General features: G+C 66.9%; 17 protein-coding genes. 2 read left to right on the top strand and 15 right to left on the bottom strand.

Annotation, left to right across the window (positions count from 1 at the left end):
• Positions 1 to 47: 47 nt before the first annotated feature.
• On the bottom strand, positions 48 to 905 hold the full coding sequence (locus K7G82_RS21940; protein WP_222992091.1) for a hypothetical protein: 858 nt from the start codon (positions 903 to 905) through the stop codon (positions 48 to 50).
• Between the two features lie 248 nt (positions 906 to 1,153).
• On the opposite strand from K7G82_RS21940, the gene K7G82_RS21935 reads away from it, so the two are divergent.
• Complete coding sequence (locus tag K7G82_RS21935) at positions 1,154 to 1,954, top strand: hypothetical protein (RefSeq protein WP_222992090.1); 801 nt, start codon at positions 1,154 to 1,156, stop codon at positions 1,952 to 1,954.
• A gap of 148 nt (positions 1,955 to 2,102) precedes the next feature.
• Here K7G82_RS21935 and K7G82_RS30330 read toward each other — a convergent pair whose 3' ends face one another.
• From K7G82_RS30330 to K7G82_RS21925, 3 genes are all read right to left on the bottom strand, one after another.
• Positions 2,103 to 2,489, bottom strand: coding sequence for an IS5 family transposase (locus K7G82_RS30330; protein WP_425517303.1), 387 nt, complete (start codon positions 2,487 to 2,489; stop codon positions 2,103 to 2,105).
• A gap of 161 nt (positions 2,490 to 2,650) precedes the next feature.
• Complete coding sequence (locus K7G82_RS30325) at positions 2,651 to 2,833, bottom strand: transposase (RefSeq protein ID WP_425517307.1); 183 nt, start codon at positions 2,831 to 2,833, stop codon at positions 2,651 to 2,653.
• A 155-nt stretch (positions 2,834 to 2,988) separates the two neighbouring features.
• Entirely contained in the window at positions 2,989 to 3,282 is a 294-nt protein-coding gene (locus K7G82_RS21925) for a hypothetical protein (RefSeq protein ID WP_222992089.1), read from the bottom strand.
• A 394-nt stretch (positions 3,283 to 3,676) separates the two neighbouring features.
• On the opposite strand from K7G82_RS21925, the gene K7G82_RS21920 reads away from it, so the two are divergent.
• Entirely contained in the window at positions 3,677 to 5,446 is a 1,770-nt protein-coding gene (locus K7G82_RS21920) for a tetratricopeptide repeat protein (RefSeq protein ID WP_222992088.1), read from the top strand.
• A gap of 73 nt (positions 5,447 to 5,519) precedes the next feature.
• Here the strand turns inward: K7G82_RS21920 and K7G82_RS21915 are convergent, their stop codons facing one another.
• From K7G82_RS21915 to K7G82_RS21865, 11 genes are all read right to left on the bottom strand, one after another.
• Positions 5,520 to 5,873, bottom strand: a complete 354-nt coding sequence (locus tag K7G82_RS21915) for a hypothetical protein (RefSeq protein WP_222992087.1) — start codon at positions 5,871 to 5,873, stop codon at positions 5,520 to 5,522.
• Between the two features lie 85 nt (positions 5,874 to 5,958).
• Positions 5,959 to 6,645: a response regulator transcription factor gene (locus K7G82_RS21910; protein WP_222992086.1), complete on the bottom strand. Its 687-nt coding sequence runs from the start codon at positions 6,643 to 6,645 to the stop codon at positions 5,959 to 5,961.
• 3 nt (positions 6,646 to 6,648) lie between these two features.
• A complete protein-coding gene (locus K7G82_RS21905; protein ID WP_222992085.1) occupies positions 6,649 to 9,318 on the bottom strand; it encodes a sensor histidine kinase in 2,670 nt (889 codons plus the stop codon).
• Positions 9,315 to 9,890, bottom strand: coding sequence for a potassium-transporting ATPase subunit KdpC (gene kdpC, locus K7G82_RS21900; RefSeq protein ID WP_222992084.1), 576 nt, complete (start codon positions 9,888 to 9,890; stop codon positions 9,315 to 9,317). Before kdpC ends, K7G82_RS21905 begins: the two co-directional genes overlap by 4 nt.
• A 10-nt stretch (positions 9,891 to 9,900) precedes the next feature.
• A complete protein-coding gene (kdpB, locus tag K7G82_RS21895; RefSeq protein WP_222992083.1) occupies positions 9,901 to 11,928 on the bottom strand; it encodes a potassium-transporting ATPase subunit KdpB in 2,028 nt (675 codons plus the stop codon).
• A gap of 14 nt (positions 11,929 to 11,942) precedes the next feature.
• Positions 11,943 to 13,661, bottom strand: coding sequence for a potassium-transporting ATPase subunit KdpA (gene kdpA / locus K7G82_RS21890; protein WP_222992082.1), 1,719 nt, complete (start codon positions 13,659 to 13,661; stop codon positions 11,943 to 11,945).
• 14 nt (positions 13,662 to 13,675) lie between these two features.
• Positions 13,676 to 13,765, bottom strand: a complete 90-nt coding sequence (gene kdpF / locus K7G82_RS21885; protein ID WP_222992081.1) for a K(+)-transporting ATPase subunit F — start codon at positions 13,763 to 13,765, stop codon at positions 13,676 to 13,678.
• Positions 13,766 to 13,875: 110 nt separating this feature from the next.
• Complete coding sequence (locus tag K7G82_RS21880; RefSeq protein ID WP_222992080.1) at positions 13,876 to 14,736, bottom strand: TorF family putative porin; 861 nt, start codon at positions 14,734 to 14,736, stop codon at positions 13,876 to 13,878.
• A gap of 154 nt (positions 14,737 to 14,890) precedes the next feature.
• Positions 14,891 to 16,021 carry a TonB family protein gene (locus K7G82_RS21875; RefSeq protein ID WP_222992079.1) on the bottom strand — a complete coding sequence of 377 codons (1,131 nt, stop codon included), beginning with the start codon at positions 16,019 to 16,021 and terminating at the stop codon, positions 14,891 to 14,893.
• 90 nt (positions 16,022 to 16,111) lie between these two features.
• Positions 16,112 to 16,378, bottom strand: a complete 267-nt coding sequence (locus tag K7G82_RS21870; protein WP_222992078.1) for a hypothetical protein — start codon at positions 16,376 to 16,378, stop codon at positions 16,112 to 16,114.
• A gap of 77 nt (positions 16,379 to 16,455) precedes the next feature.
• Entirely contained in the window at positions 16,456 to 19,179 is a 2,724-nt protein-coding gene (locus tag K7G82_RS21865; protein ID WP_222992077.1) for a S9 family peptidase, read from the bottom strand.

The raw sequence follows: 19,179 nt of genomic DNA, 5'->3' as shown, positions 1-19,179 counted from the left end.
TCTGGAGCAAGTTCCTCAAAGCGGTTCTCAGGCCGCGCCGATGGACATCACCCCTCCATCTGCCTGCGGCGGAGCGCCCAGGCGAGCAGCGCCATGATCGCGCCGCCGATGGCGAAGATCGTGCCGGCGACGGCGAGGAACAGGGGGATGTTGCCCAGTTCCTGGTTCCTGTCCGCCAGCGCGAAGCCGGTCAGCGCCAGCAGTGCGCAGACGACGAGGACGATCAGGCCGCCACGGATGCGGACCGTCCAGAAATGCGGCTTCACGATCACGCGCCGTTCGATGACGTCCAGATATTGCCGGACGACCCTGTCCGCCTGTTGCGCGGCCTCGCGCGAGACGGGGACGCGCAGGGTGCCCCGGACGGTCTGCAGGCTGAACCGGCCGGGATTGCGCGCGACCGTCATCGCCGTGCCGAATTCGATCATCGGCGGATCGGACGCGATAGAGGCGACGCGCTGGAATCGCGTCATGCCCGTCGTTGCCAGCCCGAAATAGCAGTCGCCGATCAGCACGCCGTCTTCGGAGAAGATCACCTCCAGCCCGTCCGCCGGGATCGCGCGAGGCAGGCGATAGTCGTTCTCCGCCTCGCGTTCGGCGAAGCGGGCGTCGATCTCGCGATAGCGTTCCACCTGGTCCGCCGGCACCGTCCAGCGCGCGATCGCCGTCCGCCCGCTCCGCATCGCGCGGACGATGCGGACCGCCCACAGGAAATTGGCGAAAAGCGCGGTGCCGAGGATCGCGGCGAGCAGGCCAAGGCTGATCGATGCCGCGCTGCGCCCGGTTTCGTGGCCGAGCGTCTGCATCTCGTACGCGCCGAACGCGACGGCGACGATGCCGCCCAGCGCGATGACGCCGCAAATGATGGTATTGCGCTCCGGATGGCGCACGCCCCCGTTTCTCATGCCGACGGTGCTCCCGTGGATCGCTGTCGCGCGGGCATCATGCCCTGTGATTGGGACAGTCTCAACGGGGTGTGATTGTTCAGCGTTCACTGTGATGGGTAGGATTGAACCGACTTGGAACGCAAAATTGAGTCACGAATATCGCCTGCCATCCAGTGATGATGGAATTGTATGGCAGGAAAACACGTAGGTCGAGGATTGACCTATAAATTGGGATGTGGTCCATCGCGCTCAGAGGGGGCGAACGTATGACTCGCGATTACTTCGATCAACTTTTGGAGTTGGCGGCAGACATCGTAGTTTTAGTCGATGCTGAAAGAACGCTTGATAAGCGGGACTGGAAAAAGGCCAAGGAGCAGCACGATGGTTTGGAAGCTAAATTCAAAGAGGTTCGCAATAAATACGTCGATGCCTTGCTCGGGACGCCGGAGGGGCATGCGGAGGCCTACGAATTGGTTGTTGATGACATCGAGCAAATCAAAGCGACGTGCGACCCATCCTGGCTTCCTGCGGTCAATTATACATCCGACAGTTTACTGCCGTATCTGAAAAAGGAATCTGGCCGAAATCCGCGCACGCGGAAGGCTATCAAATCCGCCCCGTGGGTCTTGGCCGGCATCGGGGCGATCACCTACTTCGGTATTCGGTTTTGGTCCGCCACGCCCATTAGCCACACGATCGAAACGAAGGAGGGTATTCAAGAGCGCGCGGCCGCAATCGCCAAATTGCTGCGCTACGACGAATGGATGCAAACGCATGTGAGGAAGGGCGGATGGCTCAAGGGGATCCTATTTTGGCCGATCGAGCCGAATGAAGAAGAGATCAAGGGGGCAGGTGAGTTCGCAGGACTTGCCTACGAGGCGCAGAAAATCAGTGTCGAACGGTTCGATTGTCTCGCAATACCGCGTGGTCACGGCGAGAGGCCTTCCAAGGAAGAGCTAGATTACCTGCAGAAGACTGCAGAATATCTGCGTGGGTCGAACGTGAAATGGAGCGCGACCCCCGTGTTTGCTGTCGTCGATGCCGCCAAAGCTGTTGGTAAGTGCTGATCTTTTGGTTGCATGATTGAATTGTTCGAAGTGGCATTATAGTCTTTGTGGTAACCATGTCACTAAACCTAAATATTATTCGCCCCGCTAGCCGCGCGCTCTTGGTGGTGGCTTGTAGTATTTTCCTCGCATGGCGGTAAGCTAAAGCTTAGGCGGTGTGGGCAAATTTGAGCCAGTATCTGGCGGTGGCGAGATGGACCATTCCGAGGAAGCTATTGGCCAGTTGGTCATATCGGGTAGCGATGGCTCGGTTGATCTTGAGTTGTCCGAACATGCGCTCGATGCGATTGCGCTGCTTGTAGAGTGCCCGATCATGTTCGATTTTCACGCGGCGGTTTGATCGACCGGGAATGACGGCCTCGATATTTCGTTCAGCAAGGTCGGCACGGATTGCATCGGCGTCGTAGCCCTTGTCGGCGAGCAAAGCGTCAGGCGCGCGCTCGGTGAGGCTGATCAGGGCATCATAGGCCTTGTAGTCTGCTGCCTCTCCGACCGTCAGGTGGAGGGCGAGAGGCCTTCCGAGGGCATCAGCCAAGCAGTGAAGCTTACAGGTGAACCCGCCCCTCGAGCGGCCAAGAGCGCGTCGATGAGTCCCCCTTTTCTACCCGCTGCCGAGACGTGGGTGCGAACGGTGGTGCTGTCAATGCTGTAGTGGCCGCTGTCCACCATAATCTCGGCCAGCGTCACGGCAACGATCTACCAGACCCCGGCTTCACTCCATCGCCGGAACCGCCGATAGATGGTGTTCCAACTGCCATATTTGGGCGGAACGTCGTGCCATGGGGCACCGCATCGGAGCCGCCAGAGGATGCCATTGACGACTGCGCGGTTCTGCTCGGGACGCCTGCCTCGGCCGCGATTTTCAGGATCGATGGGCAATAGGCCTTTCAGCGCCCGCCATTCAGCCTCTGTCAGATCGCCTCGGCTCAAAGCTTCCCCCAAAAAAAGCAGCCTTGAATCAATCCTCTCGGATCGGGTCAAGCCTCACGCTCTGTTCGCGGCGATGCGCCCTAACTCAAACCCTCTGTGCCTACTTAATCTCGGGGCAATTTCTCCGCGATACCTTCAAACTCGGCCGCCGTGAAACCGGTCAAGGTAGGCATTTCCCAGTCGAAGAACCGCTTGTCAGAGATTGCATGAAGCACCAAATTCCTGACACCCAGCATCTCCAAATGCGACAATGCCGTGTTCGGAACAACGGACAGCACAGCTTGCGCTATACGATCCGCGACCGGTTCGATGCTCGGCGAGGTGATCACCAAGTCTCCATCGCGCTCCAACTCACCGAGCACCATCGCGATTGTTTTACTGAGAAGTTTGTCTTGCATGCCGCCCTACCGCTCCAGATCTAATAATTGCAGTGAGTGGACGATGCGGCAACCGAGCAATTTCTCGTGGCGCAAATTTGTTCACGCCGCCTAGAAGCAGATCGCAGCGCGAAAATTTCCTCCATCTGATACCACGGTGTTCCGAGTGGTGTGGCCGGGTAAAGGTTGCGCTTGAAGATCAAGTGATCGAGCGGTGCGAACATATCGAGATGTTACTAAGTAATCCCTCTCGTGCATCACGGACGATCCTGTTCATTGGCCGTCAGGTGATATCGGTGTCGCTGGCTTGAAGCGTTTTTAGCGGCGCGGGACGGCGCCGGTTTGTTACGCTCTAGGACTCATGTTAGCCTCTCCCGCCGGTTGTGGCTCATCGCATCGCTAAAGGGGCAAGTGCATGGGACGGTTCTGGAAAGTCTGCGCGATCGGCGGAGCCGGGGTGATGCTGGCGAGTTTCTCCGCCGCGCCGCGCGTTTCGCCCGAGACATTGGCGGCGCTCGATCCCAGCCGGCTGGCTGAGCTGATCTGCGGTTCGAAGCGGGTGGGCAACATGTTCGCGCGCGAACTGCTCGTCGCGGCGGCGGTGGCGGCGCCGGCGAGCCGGAGCAAGCCGATCCCGCTTTATCCCGATCTTGCCGGCTCGCCCTTCCGCGTGACGGCGCGCGACCAGCAGGCGCAGCGTTATTTCAGCCAGGGGCTGCTGCTCAATTACGGTTTCAACCATGCCGGCGCGGTGCGATCGTTCCGCGAGGCGCAGCGGATCGATCCGGATTGCGCGATGTGCTGGTGGGGCGAAGCGGTGGCGCTGGGCCCCAATATCAACGCGCCGATGGACGAGCGCGACCGGCCGGCGGCGCTGGCGGCGATGGACAAGGCGATGGCATTGCGCGGTGGCGCATCCCCGCGCGAGCGCGCGCTGATCGAGGCGGTGGCGCTGCGCTATTCGCGCGATGCCAAGGCCGATCGCGCGGCGCTGGATGCGGCCTATGCCGATGCGATGATCGCGGTGGCGCGCCGGTTCCCCGACGACAGCGATATCGCGGTGCTGGCGGCTGAGGCGGCGATGGATACGACGCCCTGGAATTACTGGGAGGCGGACCTGCGCACCCCGATCGGGCGGAGCGGGGAGGCGATCCGGCTGGTGGAAGCCGTGCTGCGCCGCGATCCCGGCCATGTCCAGGCGGCGCATCTCTATGTCCATCTGCTGGAGGCGAGCGATCCGCAGCGGGCGGAGGCGGCGGCGGACCGGCTGTCCGCCGCGTCGACGCGCAGCGCCGGGCACCTCGTTCATATGCCGGGCCATATCTATATGCGGCGCGGGCGCTATGCGGACTCGATCAGAGTGAATGTCGCCGCCGCGCGCGCCGACGAGGCATTCATCCGCGACACCGACGACCGCAGCCTCGTGCGCTATGGCTATTATCCGCACAATATCCATTTCATCGTCGCCTCCGCGCAGATGGCGGGCGACATGGGCACCACGATCCGCGAGGCGCGGCGGCTGCGCACCGTGCTCGACCCCGACACATCGGCGCGGATCGCCTGGATCCAGGCGATCGACGCGGCACCCTATCTGGCGGCGGCGCAATTCGCGGCGCCCAGGGCGATCCTGGCGATGGCGGCGCCCGATCCGCGCCTGCCCTATCCCGCCGCGATGCGCCATTATGCGCGCGCCGTCGCCTATGCTCAGCTTCGTGACCGCAAGGGTTTCGACGGCGAACTGGCGGCGATCGCGGCGCTGAAGGCATCCGATGCCTTCGCCGACATGATCGCGCAGGGCGTGCCCGCGCCCGATCTGCTGGCGCTGGCGGAAGCCGTGGCGCGGGGCCGGTTCGCGGCGGCGAACGGACGGCATGGCGAGGCGGCGGGCCATTATGCCCGCGCGATCGCGATCGAGGGGCGCATTCCCTATCAGGAGCCGTCATATTGGTATTATCCGGTCAACCAGTCGCTGGGTGCGGCGCTGTTTGCTCAGGGCAAGCATGGCGAAGCCGCTGCCGCGTTCCGCGCGGCGCTGGCGCAGGCCCCCAATAATGGCTGGGCGCTGTACGGGCTGATGCGCAGCGAGGCGGCGCAGGGGCGCGCGGCGGAGGCGGCGGCGGCGAAGCAGGCGCTGGCCAGGGCGTGGCAGGGGGATCGGCGCTGGCTGCGGATGGACCGGCTTTAGATCGGTTCCGAGGCAGGTGAACTCACTGCCGGCTTGGAGCCGCAGGCCGGCGACGTTAAATTGCGGTACATCATCACACTCCGCATTTCCCCTCCGCCATCCTGGGGAAGCCGTGCTGATCCCCCTCCCGGCGCTGAAGCGTGGGGAGGGGAGGTGGGGGCTCGCTTGTGCGCCAGGCGGCGCTTCGTTCGACGCGTTCGAGCAGGCCGCGTCCGACCATGAACGCGGCGGCGCCCAGGCTGCCGCTCATGAAGCCGATCGCGGCCAGGCCCAGCGTGGAGGCGGCCTGGCCCGCGCCGGCGCGGACCAGCGCCGCGACCAGATCTATCGCGAGCCCGCCAAGGCCGAGCGCCGCCATGCCGATCGCGCGGATCGCGAGATCGCCCCAACGGGTGGTCCACCAGCTTGCGGGATATCGCGTCGACATGGCGCCCAGCTATCGATCGCGACATAGCAATTCGAGAGCGAAAGCCGGGTTTCGCATAGTGCCGGCATATGGATGCCGGCCGGCGTTACGCTTCGGCGAGCAGGCGGTATCCGACGCCGAGTTCGTTGGCGATCACCGATCCCACCGGGCCGGGCGTTTCCAGCTTCTGGCGCAGGTTGCGCACGACGATGCGCAGATATTCGATGCGGGGATCCTCTTCGCGGCTCCAGGCGGCGGCGAGGATGCGATCGTGCGTCACCACGCGCCCGACGCTGCGGGCGAGGATGGCGAGCACGTCATGCTCCTTGCGCGTCAGATGGATTTCCTCGGCGCCGCGCCGCACCACGCGTTGGTCCAGATCGATCTCCAGATCGCCCTTGCGGACGATCTTCGGTGTCGCGGCGGAGAGGCTGCGGTGGCGCAGCGCGACGCGCAGCCGGGCGAGCAGTTCCTCCGTATCGAAGGGTTTGGTGACATAGTCGTCGGCGCCGAGATCAAGCGCGGCGACCTTCTGGTCGGTCGCGTCGCGCGCGGAGATCACCAGGATCGCGGTTTCGCCCTGCCTGCGGATCAGCGGCACCAGTTCCAGCCCGTCGCGATCGGGCAGGCCGAGATCGAGCAGCACGCCGCTGGGCGCCTCCGCGCGCAGCTGCGTCATCGCCTCCGCGCCGTTCATCGCCTCCGCCACGCGATAGCCCGCGCGTTCCAGCGTGTTGCGCAGCAGGCGGCGGATCGGCTGCTCGTCATCGACGATCAATATGGTGGCCGACATGGATCAGGCGTCTCCCGGCGCATCAGCGCGCACGATGAGGTTGGACGGAAAGACCAGGCCGAAGCGCGCGCCACGCCCGTCGGCGCGATTGGCGGCCTCTATGCCGACGCCCATCGCATCGGCGAACGCCTTGACGATGGCGAGGCCGAGGCCGGTGCCGCCCGCCGCGCGATCCGAGCCCTCGACCCGGCGGAAGGTTTCGAACACCTCCTGCTCGCGGCCCGGAGGCAGGCCCGGCCCCTGATCGAGCACCGCCAGGCGCAGCACGCCGAACTGGTGCGCGCCCTCGATCACGATCGGCGTGCCGGGATCGCCATAGCGGCCGGCATTGTCGAGCAGGTTGAGCAGGCAGTGGTGCAGTAGCTGGGGGTCCGCGCGCACGAAGGGCAGATCGGGCGGCACGTCCAGCCGGAGTTCGTGCCCGTGCAGCACCGATCGCACGTCGTGCGCCGCGCTGGTGACGGCGTCCCCCAGATCGACCGGTTCGATATTGAGCCTGAGCGCGCCGGCCTCGACGCGCGCCATGTCGAGCAGATTGGCGATGAAGCGGTTGAGCCGCGCCGCCTCTGCCTTGATCGTGCCGATCAGTTCGGGCGTCGCGCCATGTTCCAGCGCGTCGGCGGCGGCCATCACGGATGTGAGCGGGGTGCGCAGATCATGGCTGACCGACGAGAGCAGCGCCCCGCGCAGCCGATCGCGCGTGCGGATCGCATCGACGTCGCGCATCTCCGCCTCGAACCGGAAGCGTTCGAGCACCAGGGCGGCCTGGTCGACAAGATTGACGAGCAGCGGCAGCTGATCGGGGCGCACCGGATCGCCGCCGCGCTCGTTGGCGACCGCGAGCACCGCGAGCGTGCGTTCGCCGACGATCAGCGGCTGGAACCGCCAGTCGGACGCGGCGAGGGTTTCGGTGCCCCGCCCTGCGGCGGCGCGGGAATCGAAGGCCCATTGCGCGGCGGCGAGGTCCATCGTCTCCATCCGGTAGCCGCTGTCGCTGGCGGCCTGCACGGTCATGCCCTGGCCTTCGGTGTGGGTGAGCAGGATCGTCGCGCAGCCGAACAGGCGCGAGACTTCCTCGACGATCGTCCGCGCGACATCGTCGGCGGTGCCGAGCGTGGTGAGCTTGCGCAGGAAACCGGCGAGCGCGGCATTGGCGCGCGCGCTGGACGCGGCGAGGTCCGCCTGCGCACGCACGCGCGCGGTCAACTGGCTGGTGACGACCGCGGTGCCGAGCAGCACGATCACGGAGATGACATTCTCCGGATTGTTGATCGAAAGCGTGCCGACCGGCGGCAGGAACACGAAATTATAGGCGAGGCTGGAGGTGAGCCCGGCGAACAGCCCCGTGCGCAGCCCGAACAGGCTGGCGGCCGCCATGACGGGCAACAGATAGAGCAGGGCGACATTGCCGAGATCGAGAATGTGGAGCAGCGCGCGGCCCGCCAGCGTGATGCCCGCGACCATCGCCGCCGTCCACAGATAGCCTGCGGGGCTGCCCCATTGGCCGCCACCCGGCTTGCGCCGGCTCTCCGGTTCCGCCGGCGCGGCTTCGAGCGGCAGGACATGCACGGCGACATCGGGTGTTTCACGCACGAGCTGATCGACGACCGAGCCGTGGCGGAGTTCGAACCAGCGCGAACGCTGCGACTTGCCGACGATGAGCTGGGTGGCGCGGGCCTCCGCGATGAAGGTCTTCAGGCCATCAACGACATTGGCGGCCGGCACCGTCGCGATCTCTCCGCCGAGCCGGGTGGCGAGGTTGATCGCGGCGGCGAGCCGGCGGTGCTCGGCGTCGCCGAAGCCCTGGCTGCGCGGGGTTTCGATGAACACGGCCGTCCAGGGGCCGTGCAGCGCGTCGGCGATACGCTTGGCCGCGCGGACGAGAGTCTCGGCGCCCGGCAATTCGTTGATCGCCACGACGATGCGCTCGCCGCCCGCCCAGGTGCCGCCGACGCCGATCGCGCGGACATGATCGAGCATCTGCGCATCGACCGCCTGCGCCGCCCGCCGCAGCGCCAGTTCGCGCAGCGCCGAAAGATTGGATTTGGAGAAGAAATGCGAGAGCGCGCGCGTCGCTTCCTGCGGCAGATAGACCTTGCCCGCCTTCAGCCGCTCGATCAGCTCGTCGGGCGGGAGATCGACCACTTCGATCTCCGCCATCTCCAGGATGGAATCGGGCACGGTTTCGCGCACGCGGACGCGGGTGAAGCTGGCGACGACGTCGTTCAGGCTTTCGATATGCTGGATATTCAGCGTCGAATAGACGTCGATGCCCGCCGCGAGCAGTTCCTCCACATCCTGGTGGCGTTTGGGATGCCGGCTGCCCGGGGCATTGGTGTGGGCCAGTTCGTCGACCAGAACCAGGCGCGGCGCGCGGGCGAGGATCGCATCGAGGTCCATTTCGTGGAGCGTACGCCCCTCATAATCGATTGCGCGCCGGGGCATGATCTCATGGCCGCGCGTGAGCGCCTCGGTTTCGGCCCGGCCATGGGTTTCGACCACGCCGATCACGACATCGACGCCCTCGCGCCGCCGCGATGCGCCGTCGGTCAGCATCTCGAAGGTCTTGCCGACGCCGGGGGCGGCGCCGAGGAAGATCTTCAGCGTGCCGCGACCCTCCTGCGCCGCCTGGCGCAGAAGGGCTTCGGGCGAAGGGCGCGCCGGTTGGTTCAACGCAGCCGGTCGAGCGCTCGATTGAGCGACAGGATGTTGATGCGGGGTTCGCCGAGCACGCCGAGCAGCGGCTGTTCGACCTGCGCCGCGACGAGCGCGCGGACGCGCGCGGCTGGCAGGCCGCGAACCCGCGCGACGCGTTCGACCTGGGCGAGCGCGGCCTGGGGCGAGAGATCGGGGTCGAGCCCCGATCCGCTCGCGGTGACGAGATCGGCGGGCAGGGCGCCCGACACGCCTTCCGCCCGGCGCTTCTCCACATCGCCCTTCACGCGATCGATCAGCGCCTGGCTGGTGGGGCCGAGGTTGGAGCCCGACGAGGCGAGCCCGTCATAGCCCTGGCCGGCGGCGGAGGGGCGCGTCTGGAAATAGCGGTCGCTGGTGAAGGCCTGGCCCACCACGGTGGAGCCGACGACCTTGCCGTTCTCGACCACCAGGCTGCCATTGGCCTGGACGGGGAAGATCGCCTGGCCGATGCCGGTGATCGCCAGCGGATAGGCCAGCCCGAGCAGGGCCGCGAACAGGATCGTCATGACGATCGCGGGACGCAGTGCGGAGGTAAAATCCTTGCCCATGGTTCTTTCCTTATGCCAGGCCGAGGCCGCCGACCACCAGGTCGATGAGTTTGATGCCGATAAAGGGAGCGACAAGGCCGCCAAGGCCGTAGACCGCCAGGTTGCGCGCCAGCAGCGGGCCCGCGCCCATCGGCTTGTAGGCGACCCCCTTCAGCGCCAGCGGCACCAGCAGCGGGATGATCAGCGCGTTGAAGATGATCGCCGAGAGGATCGCGCTTTCCGGACTGTCGAGACCCAAGACGTTGAGCACGCCGAGCCCCGGATAAAGCGTGACGAACATCGCCGGGATGATCGCGAAATATTTGGCGACGTCGTTGGCGACCGAGAAGGTGGTGAGCGCGCCGCGCGTCATCAGCAACTGCTTGCCGAGGCCGACGACCTCGATCAGCTTGGTCGGATCGCTGTCGAGATCGACCATGTTGCCGGCTTCGCGCGCGGCCTGGGTGCCGGTGTTCATCGCGACGCCGACATCGGCCTGGGCGAGGGCGGGCGCGTCGTTGGTGCCGTCTCCGCACATCGCGACGAGCCTGCCGCCTTCCTGTTCCTGGCGGATCAATGCCAGCTTGTCCTCCGGCGTCGCCTGCGCGAGGAAATCGTCGACGCCCGCTTCGGCGGCGATCGCGGCGGCGGTCAACGGATTGTCTCCGGTGATCATCACCGTGCGGATGCCCATGGCGCGCAGTTCGGCGAAGCGTTCGCGAATGCCCGCCTTCACCACATCCTTCAGGAAGATGGCGCCGAGCAGGCGGCCGTCCTTCGCGACCGCCAGCGGGGTGCCGCCGGCGCGCGCGATCTCGTCGGTGATGCGGCGCAGTTCGGTCGCCGCCGCGGTTTCTCCCGCGCCCGGATTGGCGCGGAGGATCGAATCCACCGCGCCCTTCTGCACGAGCGCACCGCCGGTCCGGACGCCCGACACGCGGGTCTGGGCGGTGAAGGGGATCACCTCCGCATCGGCGGGCAAGCTGCGGGCGAGGCCGAATTTCTCGCGCGCGAGCACCACGATCGAGCGACCCTCAGGCGTTTCGTCGGCAAGGCTGGCGAGCAGCGCCGCTTCGGCCAGTTCCTGGGCCGAGGTGCCGCCGACCGCGCGGAATTCGCTGGCCTGGCGATCGCCGATCGTGATCGTGCCGGTCTTGTCGAGCAGCAGCACGTCGACATCGCCCGCCGCCTCCACCGCGCGACCCGATTTGGCGAGCACGTTGAAGCGGACCAGACGGTCCATGCCGGCGATGCCGATGGCGGAGAGCAGCGCGGCGATGGTGGTGGGGATGAGCGTGATCAGCAGCGCCGCGAGGATCGCGACGGGGATGCTGCCGCCGGCATAGCTGGCGAAGCCCGGAATGGTGCCGACCGCGATCAGGAAGATGATGGTGAGGCCCACCAGCAGCAGCGTCAGCGCGATCTCGTTCGGCGTCTTCTGCCGTTCGGCGCCCTCGACCAGCGCGATCATGCGATCGAGAAAGCCCTGGCCCGGATCGACGGTGACGCGCACCGTGATCCGATCGGAGATCACGCGCGTGCCCGCGGTGACGGCGGAACGGTCCCCGCCCGCCTCGCGGATCACCGGCGCGCTTTCGCCGGTGATCGCGGATTCGTTGACCGATGCGACCCCCTCGATCACTTCGCCGTCGGCCGGGATCAGATCGCCGGTCTCGACCAGGACGACATCCCCCGCGCGCAGCTGGCTGGCGGGCACCGATGTGATCGCGCCGTTCCTGAGCCGTTTCGCGGTGAGTTCGGCCTTGGTCGCGCGCAAGGACGCGGCCTGCGCCTTGCCGCGCCCTTCGGCCAGCGCCTCCGCGAAAGTGCCGAACAGCACCGTCAGCCAGAGCCAGATGACGAGTTGCAGCTTGAAGCCGGTGGCCAGCGCATCCTGCCCGACGACCAGCAATATGGTGAGCAGCGCTGCGACGACGGCGGTGGTGAACATCACCGGATTGCGGATCAATTCGCGCGGATCGAGTTTCAGGAACGACGCCTTGATCGCCGGCACGACGAGATCGACGGTGAACAGGCTTTTTGCTTGGGTGTTTGCCATGGTGGCGCCCCCGTTCAGGAGAGTTGCCCGCGGATCATCGCGAGATGATCGGCGATGGGACCGAGCGCGAGGCCCGGCAGGAAGGTGAGGCCGCCCAGGATCAGGATGATGCCGACGAGCAGGCCGACCCACAGACCCCCGGTGGTGGGGAACGAACCGGCGCCGGCGGGCGTGTATTTCTTCGCCGCGAGCGAGCCGGCGATCGCCAGCATCGGCACGATGATGAAGAAGCGGCCCAGCCACATCGCGATGCCGAGCAGCGCGTTGTAATAGGGCGTGTTGGCGGTGAGGCCGGCAAAGGCCGAGCCGTTGTTGGCGACGCCGGAGGTGAAGGCGTAGAGGATCTCGCTGAAGCCGTGCGGCCCCTTGTTGAGCGGGCCGGCCAGGCCCGCGTCCATCACCGACGACAAGGAGGTGAAGCCGAGGATGACGAGCGGCAGCACCGCGATCGCGAGCACCGCGAGCTTGACCTCTCGCGCCTCGATCTTCTTGCCGACATATTCGGGCGTGCGGCCCACCATCAGCCCGGCGACGAACACCGCGAGGATGGCGAAGAGCAGGAAGCCGTAGATGCCCGCGCCGACGCCGCCGACAACGACCTCACCCAACTGCATGTTGAACAGCGGGATCATGCCGCCCAATGCAGTGAAACTGTCGTGCATCGCGTTGACCGCGCCGCACGAGGCGGCGGTGGTGACGACCGAATAGAGCGCGGATGCGGCGATGCCGAAGCGGACTTCCTTGCCCTCCATATTGCCGCCGGGCACGCCCAGCGCATGGAGGTTGGGATTGCCCGCCGCTTCCGCCCAATAGGCGATGCCGGTGCCGACCAGGAACAGCACCATCATCGCGGCGAGGATCGCCCAGCCCTGGCGGGTATTGCCCACGGCCTTGCCGAAGGTCCAGCTAAGGCCTGCGCCGATCACGAAGATCGACAGCATCTGGACGAAATTGGTGAGTGCCGTCGGATTTTCGAAGGGATGGGCGGAATTGGCGTTGAAGAAGCCGCCGCCATTGGTGCCGAGCATCTTGATCGCTTCCTGCGAGGCGACGGGGCCAAGCAGGATCGACTGTTTCGCGCCCTCCAGCGTCGAGACGTCGATCGCGCCCGCCAGCGTCTGCGGCACGCCCGACGCGATGTAGAAGATCGCGATCGCCACACAGGCGGGCAGCAGCAGATAGAGCGTGATCCGCGTCACGTCCGCCCAGAAATTGCCGATCGTCGCCGGCCCCTTTTCGGGTGAGTGATGGCGCGCGAAGCCGCGGAACAGCGCGAATGCGAGCGCGATCCCGGTTGCCGCCGACAGGAAATTGTGGATCGTCAGCCCCAGCATCTGGCTGAGGTTCGACATGGTCGATTCACCGCCATAGCTCTGCCAGTTGGTGTTGGTGGTGAAGCTGATCGCGGTGTTGAACGACAGATGCCCGCCCACCGCGCCCAGCCCCTGCGGATTGAACGGCAGCACCCCCTGGAGGCGGAGCACTGCATAGGTGAAGAGCATCAGCACGATATTGAACAGCAGCATGTGTACGGCGTAGCGCCGCCAGCCCTGTTCGGCGGTCGGATCGATCCCGGCGAGTTTGTAGAAGCCGCGTTCGACGGGGCCGAGCACGACATGCAATGGCGTCCGCCGCCCTTCGTAGATCGCGTGAAGCCACATGCCGACCGGCTTGGCCAGCAGAAGCAGGATGCCGGTAAAGGCGAGGATCAGGAACCAGCCCTGTATGGTCATGATGGGCCTCCCGTCTAGAAGCGTTCGGGGCGGATCAGCACCGCCACCAGATAGGCCAGAAGGCCGAGTGCGCAGAGCGCGGCGAGCCAGAGATCGAGCGTCATCGCCGCCCCCTCACGCATGGTCGCACAGGCGGACATAGGCGAACGTCAGCGCCGCCAATCCCCCCATGATCGCGAGCCAGATCAGATCCTGCATGGATGGTCTCCCGGTTTCAGAAAGCGGCGGTCAGCGAGACCAGCACGGTCGATCCGGCGATATTGCCGGTGCCGTCCTGTCCCTTGCTGAAGCTGGGGCGCAGATAGGCTGCGTCCCTGTTCGAGATATCGGTGTCGACCCAGGCGATACCGAGGGTGAGGTTTTTCCAAACGGCGTCGACGCCCAGCGACCAATCCCAATATTCGCCGGTGGGGGCGATGCTGGTGGCATTGGGGCCAAGGCCGGGATTGCCGTTCGAATAGCCGATATGCGCCTTTGCGGTGAGCGGCGTGCCGCCGATCGCGATCGCCGCGTCACCCCAGAGGTACAGATTGTCCGCCTTGTCTCCGGGCGCGTTGTAGACGCCGTTCGCGGCATCCTGCCCGGTGAAATACCAGCGGCCGAGCGCCTGCTGCGCGGGCGCATAGGCGACGCCGGCGGTGAGCGTGGCGGGGCCGGTGGTGCCGGTGAGCTTCACATAGGGTTCGACGAAGTCGGTCTTGTCGGCGCCGCCGGGATACATGTACCAGACCGCGCCGATATCGAGCGCCGCATTGTCGCCGAGCTTCGCCTTGTAGCCCGCGATCAGATCGAGTTCGAGATTGGCGCCGCCGAACGTGCCCCAGCCGGAAAGATTGGAACCCCAGGCGCCGATATAGGCGCCGCTTTCATGGGCGATGGTGACGCCGCCCTGGACGGCCATGTCCCCATCGGTCTGCGAAACGCCGCGAAAACGATAGTCGGACGCGAGCGCGACCGATCCGCTGACGGTGACGGCCGGCGGCGCTTCCGGGGCCTCTTCAGCGGCGGATTGCGCCCGGGCCGCGCAGGGCAGGGCGATGAGACTGACGGCAGCGAACAACGCGAATCTGAACATGGATACCCCCATGAAACCGCGCGCCGGAGGCGTGCGGCCTGGATTGATGAGGGCATCCGATTAGGGCCATGCTGCGTATCAATTCGAGAGCGATTCCCGGAAATCGCATAGCATTCGCATATAGCCGGGCGTCACGGCCGGGGCCTGGGGCAGGTTATTCCCCGAAACCGGGGGCTTCGCCGTCCGCCGGCATGTCGTTCCGGTCCATCACGAAGCGGATCATCTCGACGCAGCCGCTGGCGCCGCTCTGCGAGGGCGCCTTGCGTGCGGACTGGACGATCTGGAGCGCCTGCTGGCCGAATGCGGCGGCGGGTTCGCTGGCGAGCACGCGGACATTGCCGATCCCGCCCCAGGGCGCGACATCATAGGCGATCGCGGCCCAACCCTCTATCGCGCGGCGGCGCCAGGCGGCCGGATAGGTCAGCTTCGGTTCCACCGCCCAAGCATGGCCGCCGGGGCAATTGCCGTTTTCGGGCCGCAGGCTTGCCGGATCGGGACGTTGCGGCGCGGCCAGCGTCGCGGCGGCGCGCCAATAGGGATAGAGGCAGCCGGCGCGCGCGCCGCCGGTGAAGCGGGATCCGCGAACCGCCTTCATCGATGCGGCATCGAGCGCGCGATTGCCCGTGCCCTCCACGATGCGGAGATGGACTGGCCGGCCCCTGGCGTCGAGATCATAGCCGATCATCGACCATTCGCGTGCGCCCGGGGTGGCGGGCAGCGCGTCGAAATCGGGGAAGGCGCGGTTGAGCGGGGCGGGGCGCGGCGCCGTCATGCAGGTGGATCCGGCGGGCGCGATGCGTTTCCAGCCCTCGGGCGGCAGGCGGCCCGATATGGGCGAGATGCTGTAGGCCATCAGATCGCGCACGGCGGCGTCGTCGATGGATGAGGCCTGCGCCGTGAAGGTGATCACGCAGTCCACGCGCGGTGCCCCGGCGCCGAAGCGTGTGGCGGCAAGCATGGGCCCCAGATCGTCGGCGACGACATGCCAGCCCGCCGACTTGTCCTGAACGATCGAGAGCGGGCGGCCAGCCGCATCGATGCGGAAGCGGTAGCTGCGCTGCGCGGTATCGCCCTGTGGCGACAGGCCGAATTCGACGAGCGGTCGCGGCATGGCGATCACGGCGACCGCCTGTCCGCCGCAACGGACCTCTCCCGGCATCCAGTTCAGCACCTTGCGCTGCATGGCGATGCCCTGATCGGTGACGATCGGCGGCGGCGGCACGGCCGGCGCCTGTGCGGAGGCCAGAAGCGTGGCGACGGCGATGCAGGGGCGCAGCGTGATCATGCGGGCGACCCTATGCCCGGCATATGACGCGTGCAAGGCGCTGCCGATCGGATCGGCCGGCCGCGTTTCGGCGGCCACGGGCGGGATTTCTCAGCGCGACCGCGATCGATTGGCGCGCCGCCAGCACAAGGCCGCAAGGGCGAAGGGAATGCCGAAGACGAGCAGGTAAGGCTGCCAGAACTCCATCAGCACGCCCGGCATGGCGGAAGGTTCGAGGATCGGCAGCAGCAGCGGAAACATCATGACCGGCGGGAGCAGCCAGAGCGATATCGCCGCCCGCCGCCAGAGCGTGGCGCTTGTCGGCGGCGTGACGAGCCACCGCCCGATGCGTGCCGCAAGATCGCCGGGGCGTGCCATGCGCGACAGCATAGCGGGCGACGGCCGTCGCGCCAGTCCTCTTGCGCCGGGCGGCGAAGGCGCGGGGATCGCCCGGCCTATCGGCCGCCCGCATCCCCGACACCGTCGTGCCGCATGAACCAGTCCGTATCCTTCGTTTCGCCCGTGGCGGCGGTTTTCGCGACGTCTCCGTCCCAGACGATCAGCCCCTGATCGTCGCGGGCGACGGCGAGGGCGCGATCGTAGAAGGCGAGGGTGGCGGCCCACATATGGCGGAGATTGGCGGGGCTGGAGGGGGAATGGCCCTCACCCCAATAGGTGATGTAGTCGGCGCGCTTGTTCAGGCGGAACAGCGCCATGAACATCGCGTCGAACTGCGCCTTGTCGAACGCGTCCATCTCTCCGTTCATCAGCAGGACGGGCGCGGTGATCTTCGGGGCATTCACCAGCGGGCTCGTGCGGATATAGCGTAGCGGATCGTCGAAGGGCGTGGTGCCCAGGCCGAAATCGCCGAAGGGGATCTCGAAGCGTTCGGCGCTGCCGGTGGGCGGGAAATCGGCGTTGAACATCCGCGTGAGGCCGTTTTCGAAATAATGCGTCCAGTTGTCGGCCCAGCCATAGGTGGCGAGCACGGCGCGGAACATCGGCTGCTTGGTGGCGACCCACAGCGCGCAGATCGCGCCCTGGCTCATGCCGTTCAGGCCGATGCGCCCGGGATCGGCGAAGCCCTGCGCGATCGCGGCATCGGCGGCGTCCTTCGCGGCGATATCGATCAGGTCGATCGGCCCCGCGTCGCTGCGGTGGAGATCGGCGGGCATGCTCGCCTGCAGCACGATATAGCCGCGCGCGGCCAGCAGTTCGCCCTTCATCGCCGCCACCGCCGATGCGGAAAAGGGGTGCGGATCCCTGGCGGGATCGGTGCAGCCGCTGTTGCGGACCGCCGGATAGACTTCGACGATCAGCGGATAGCGCCGCCCCGGCCGGTAATCGGCGGGCAGCACCATGCAGCCCGTCAATGCGCGCCCGTCCTGCGACGACCGGTAGGAGAGCGGCCGCCAGCGCGGGATCGTCCGCCCGGCAAGGAAGGTGTTGAACGTTTCGATGCGGTTCTCGCGCCCGTCGAAGCCGCGTATGGTGATGCTGGAGCCGGCGGCGCTGTCCTTCCGGGTCACGATGGCGTCGGCGCCGGCGGCCAGCGCCTGTTCGCCCCTGGGCACCGCGATGCGCTGGCCCAGGCGGCCGCTGGCGAGATCGATCCGCGCGAACTGGGGCGTTCCATCGGGCCTGGTCAGCGAAACCAGCGCCTGTTCCGCCATCGCCGTGCGATCCGCGCCGGTTTCGACGAAGCCGGATGCGCCGGGCAGCGTCGCGATCACGGCTGCCCGGCCCTGCGCGTCATAGCTGCGCAACGCGCCGCCGCTGATCGCGAGCAGGCGATCGTCCATGATGCGGAGCGTGGTGGCGGGATCGCCGAGATCGGCCGCCAGCGGAACCGGATCGCCGCTTTCCGCGATCAGGAAGGGGGAGGGGGGCTTGCCCGGCGCTTTCTCCCCCGCGCCGCGCCCGCCCACTTCGACGGGCTTGAAATAGCCCGCGGTTTCCCGATCCGCCGCGCGGGCGATGACGACGATCGTCGTGCCCAGCCACAGCGGCCGCAGCGGCAACTGGAAACCGCCCCATTGGCGCGCCGACGCGACCGCCAGCCCCTTGAGCGATCGCGGCGCGACGCGGAGCGTGGCGGGATCGATCACGTTGAGCGTGACGGCGCGATCGCGGCTGTCGGGATCGGGCTCCAGAAAGGCGAGCCGGCCCGATGGCGACCAGGAGATGGTGCCGCGAACCGCGCGGTGCAGGGGCAGCGCAAGCTGGCTGCCCGCGTGCAGATCGAACAGGCTGAGGCGCGACGAGCGGCTGGCGTCGTAAAGCGAATTGAGTTGCTGGTCCGCCGGCGGCGGCGCGAAATCATAAAGGCGGTTAGCGGCCAGGAAACGCCCGTCCGGCGAGCGTTCGAGATCGGAGAACAGGCCCCGGCCCAGTTCCCGGCTGGCGCCGTCGCGCGCATCGGCCAGGATCAGCACGCCGTCGCGCGGGGCGGGATCGCCGCCCGACACCATCAGCCGGAAGGATGGCTCGCGCCCGGCCCAGCTTGCTTCGCGGCCCGCCGTCAGGCGCGCCTGATTGTCCCAGCGCAGATTGGAATAGGAAGGCTGTTCGCCCCGGGGCAGCGCGGCATAGGCGAAACGATCCTCGTCGATCCAGACCAGGTTGTTCTGCCCCGTGCCCGTCAGCCGGCGGACGGGATCGAACGTCAGGCTGGGGGCGGCATCGAAGAAGCGCAATGTGCCGCTGTCGCGATCATGGACACCGACCTGGGTGCCCGCCTTCGTCACCCTGAGCAGCAGCAGCCGCCGCCCGCCGGGCGAGAAGGCGATGGGCAGGAAGCTCGCTTCGGCCGATGCGGAAGCGACGACGCGGATGGCGTGGCCCTTGGCCGATCGTTCGAACAGGACCAGGTCTCCGCCGGCTTCGTAGCTGAGCAGGCGCCCGCCGCCGAAATCGCCGCCGGCATCGGCCGGGCGCTGGCGGGCATAGGCGAAGCTGCCGTCGCTGCCCGCGACCATGGCGCCCATCGCCTGCATGGCGAAGATGTCGCGCAGCGTGACCACCGGCTTTTCGGCGGCTGCGGCCCCGGTGGCGGGCGTTCCGGCGGGGCTGGCGCCCGCCGGGGCGATGGCGGCTGCGCCCGCCAGGATCGAACAGAGCAGCGGCCGCGCAAGGACATGGCGGGACGGGCCGGCAAGGCGCCGGTGGATCGTTTTCAT

Source organism: Sphingomonas colocasiae (assembly GCF_019880585.1).
Taxonomy (GTDB): Bacteria; Pseudomonadota; Alphaproteobacteria; order Sphingomonadales; family Sphingomonadaceae; genus Sphingobium_A; species Sphingobium_A colocasiae.
This window is presented reverse-complemented; position numbering and strand designations above follow the sequence as displayed.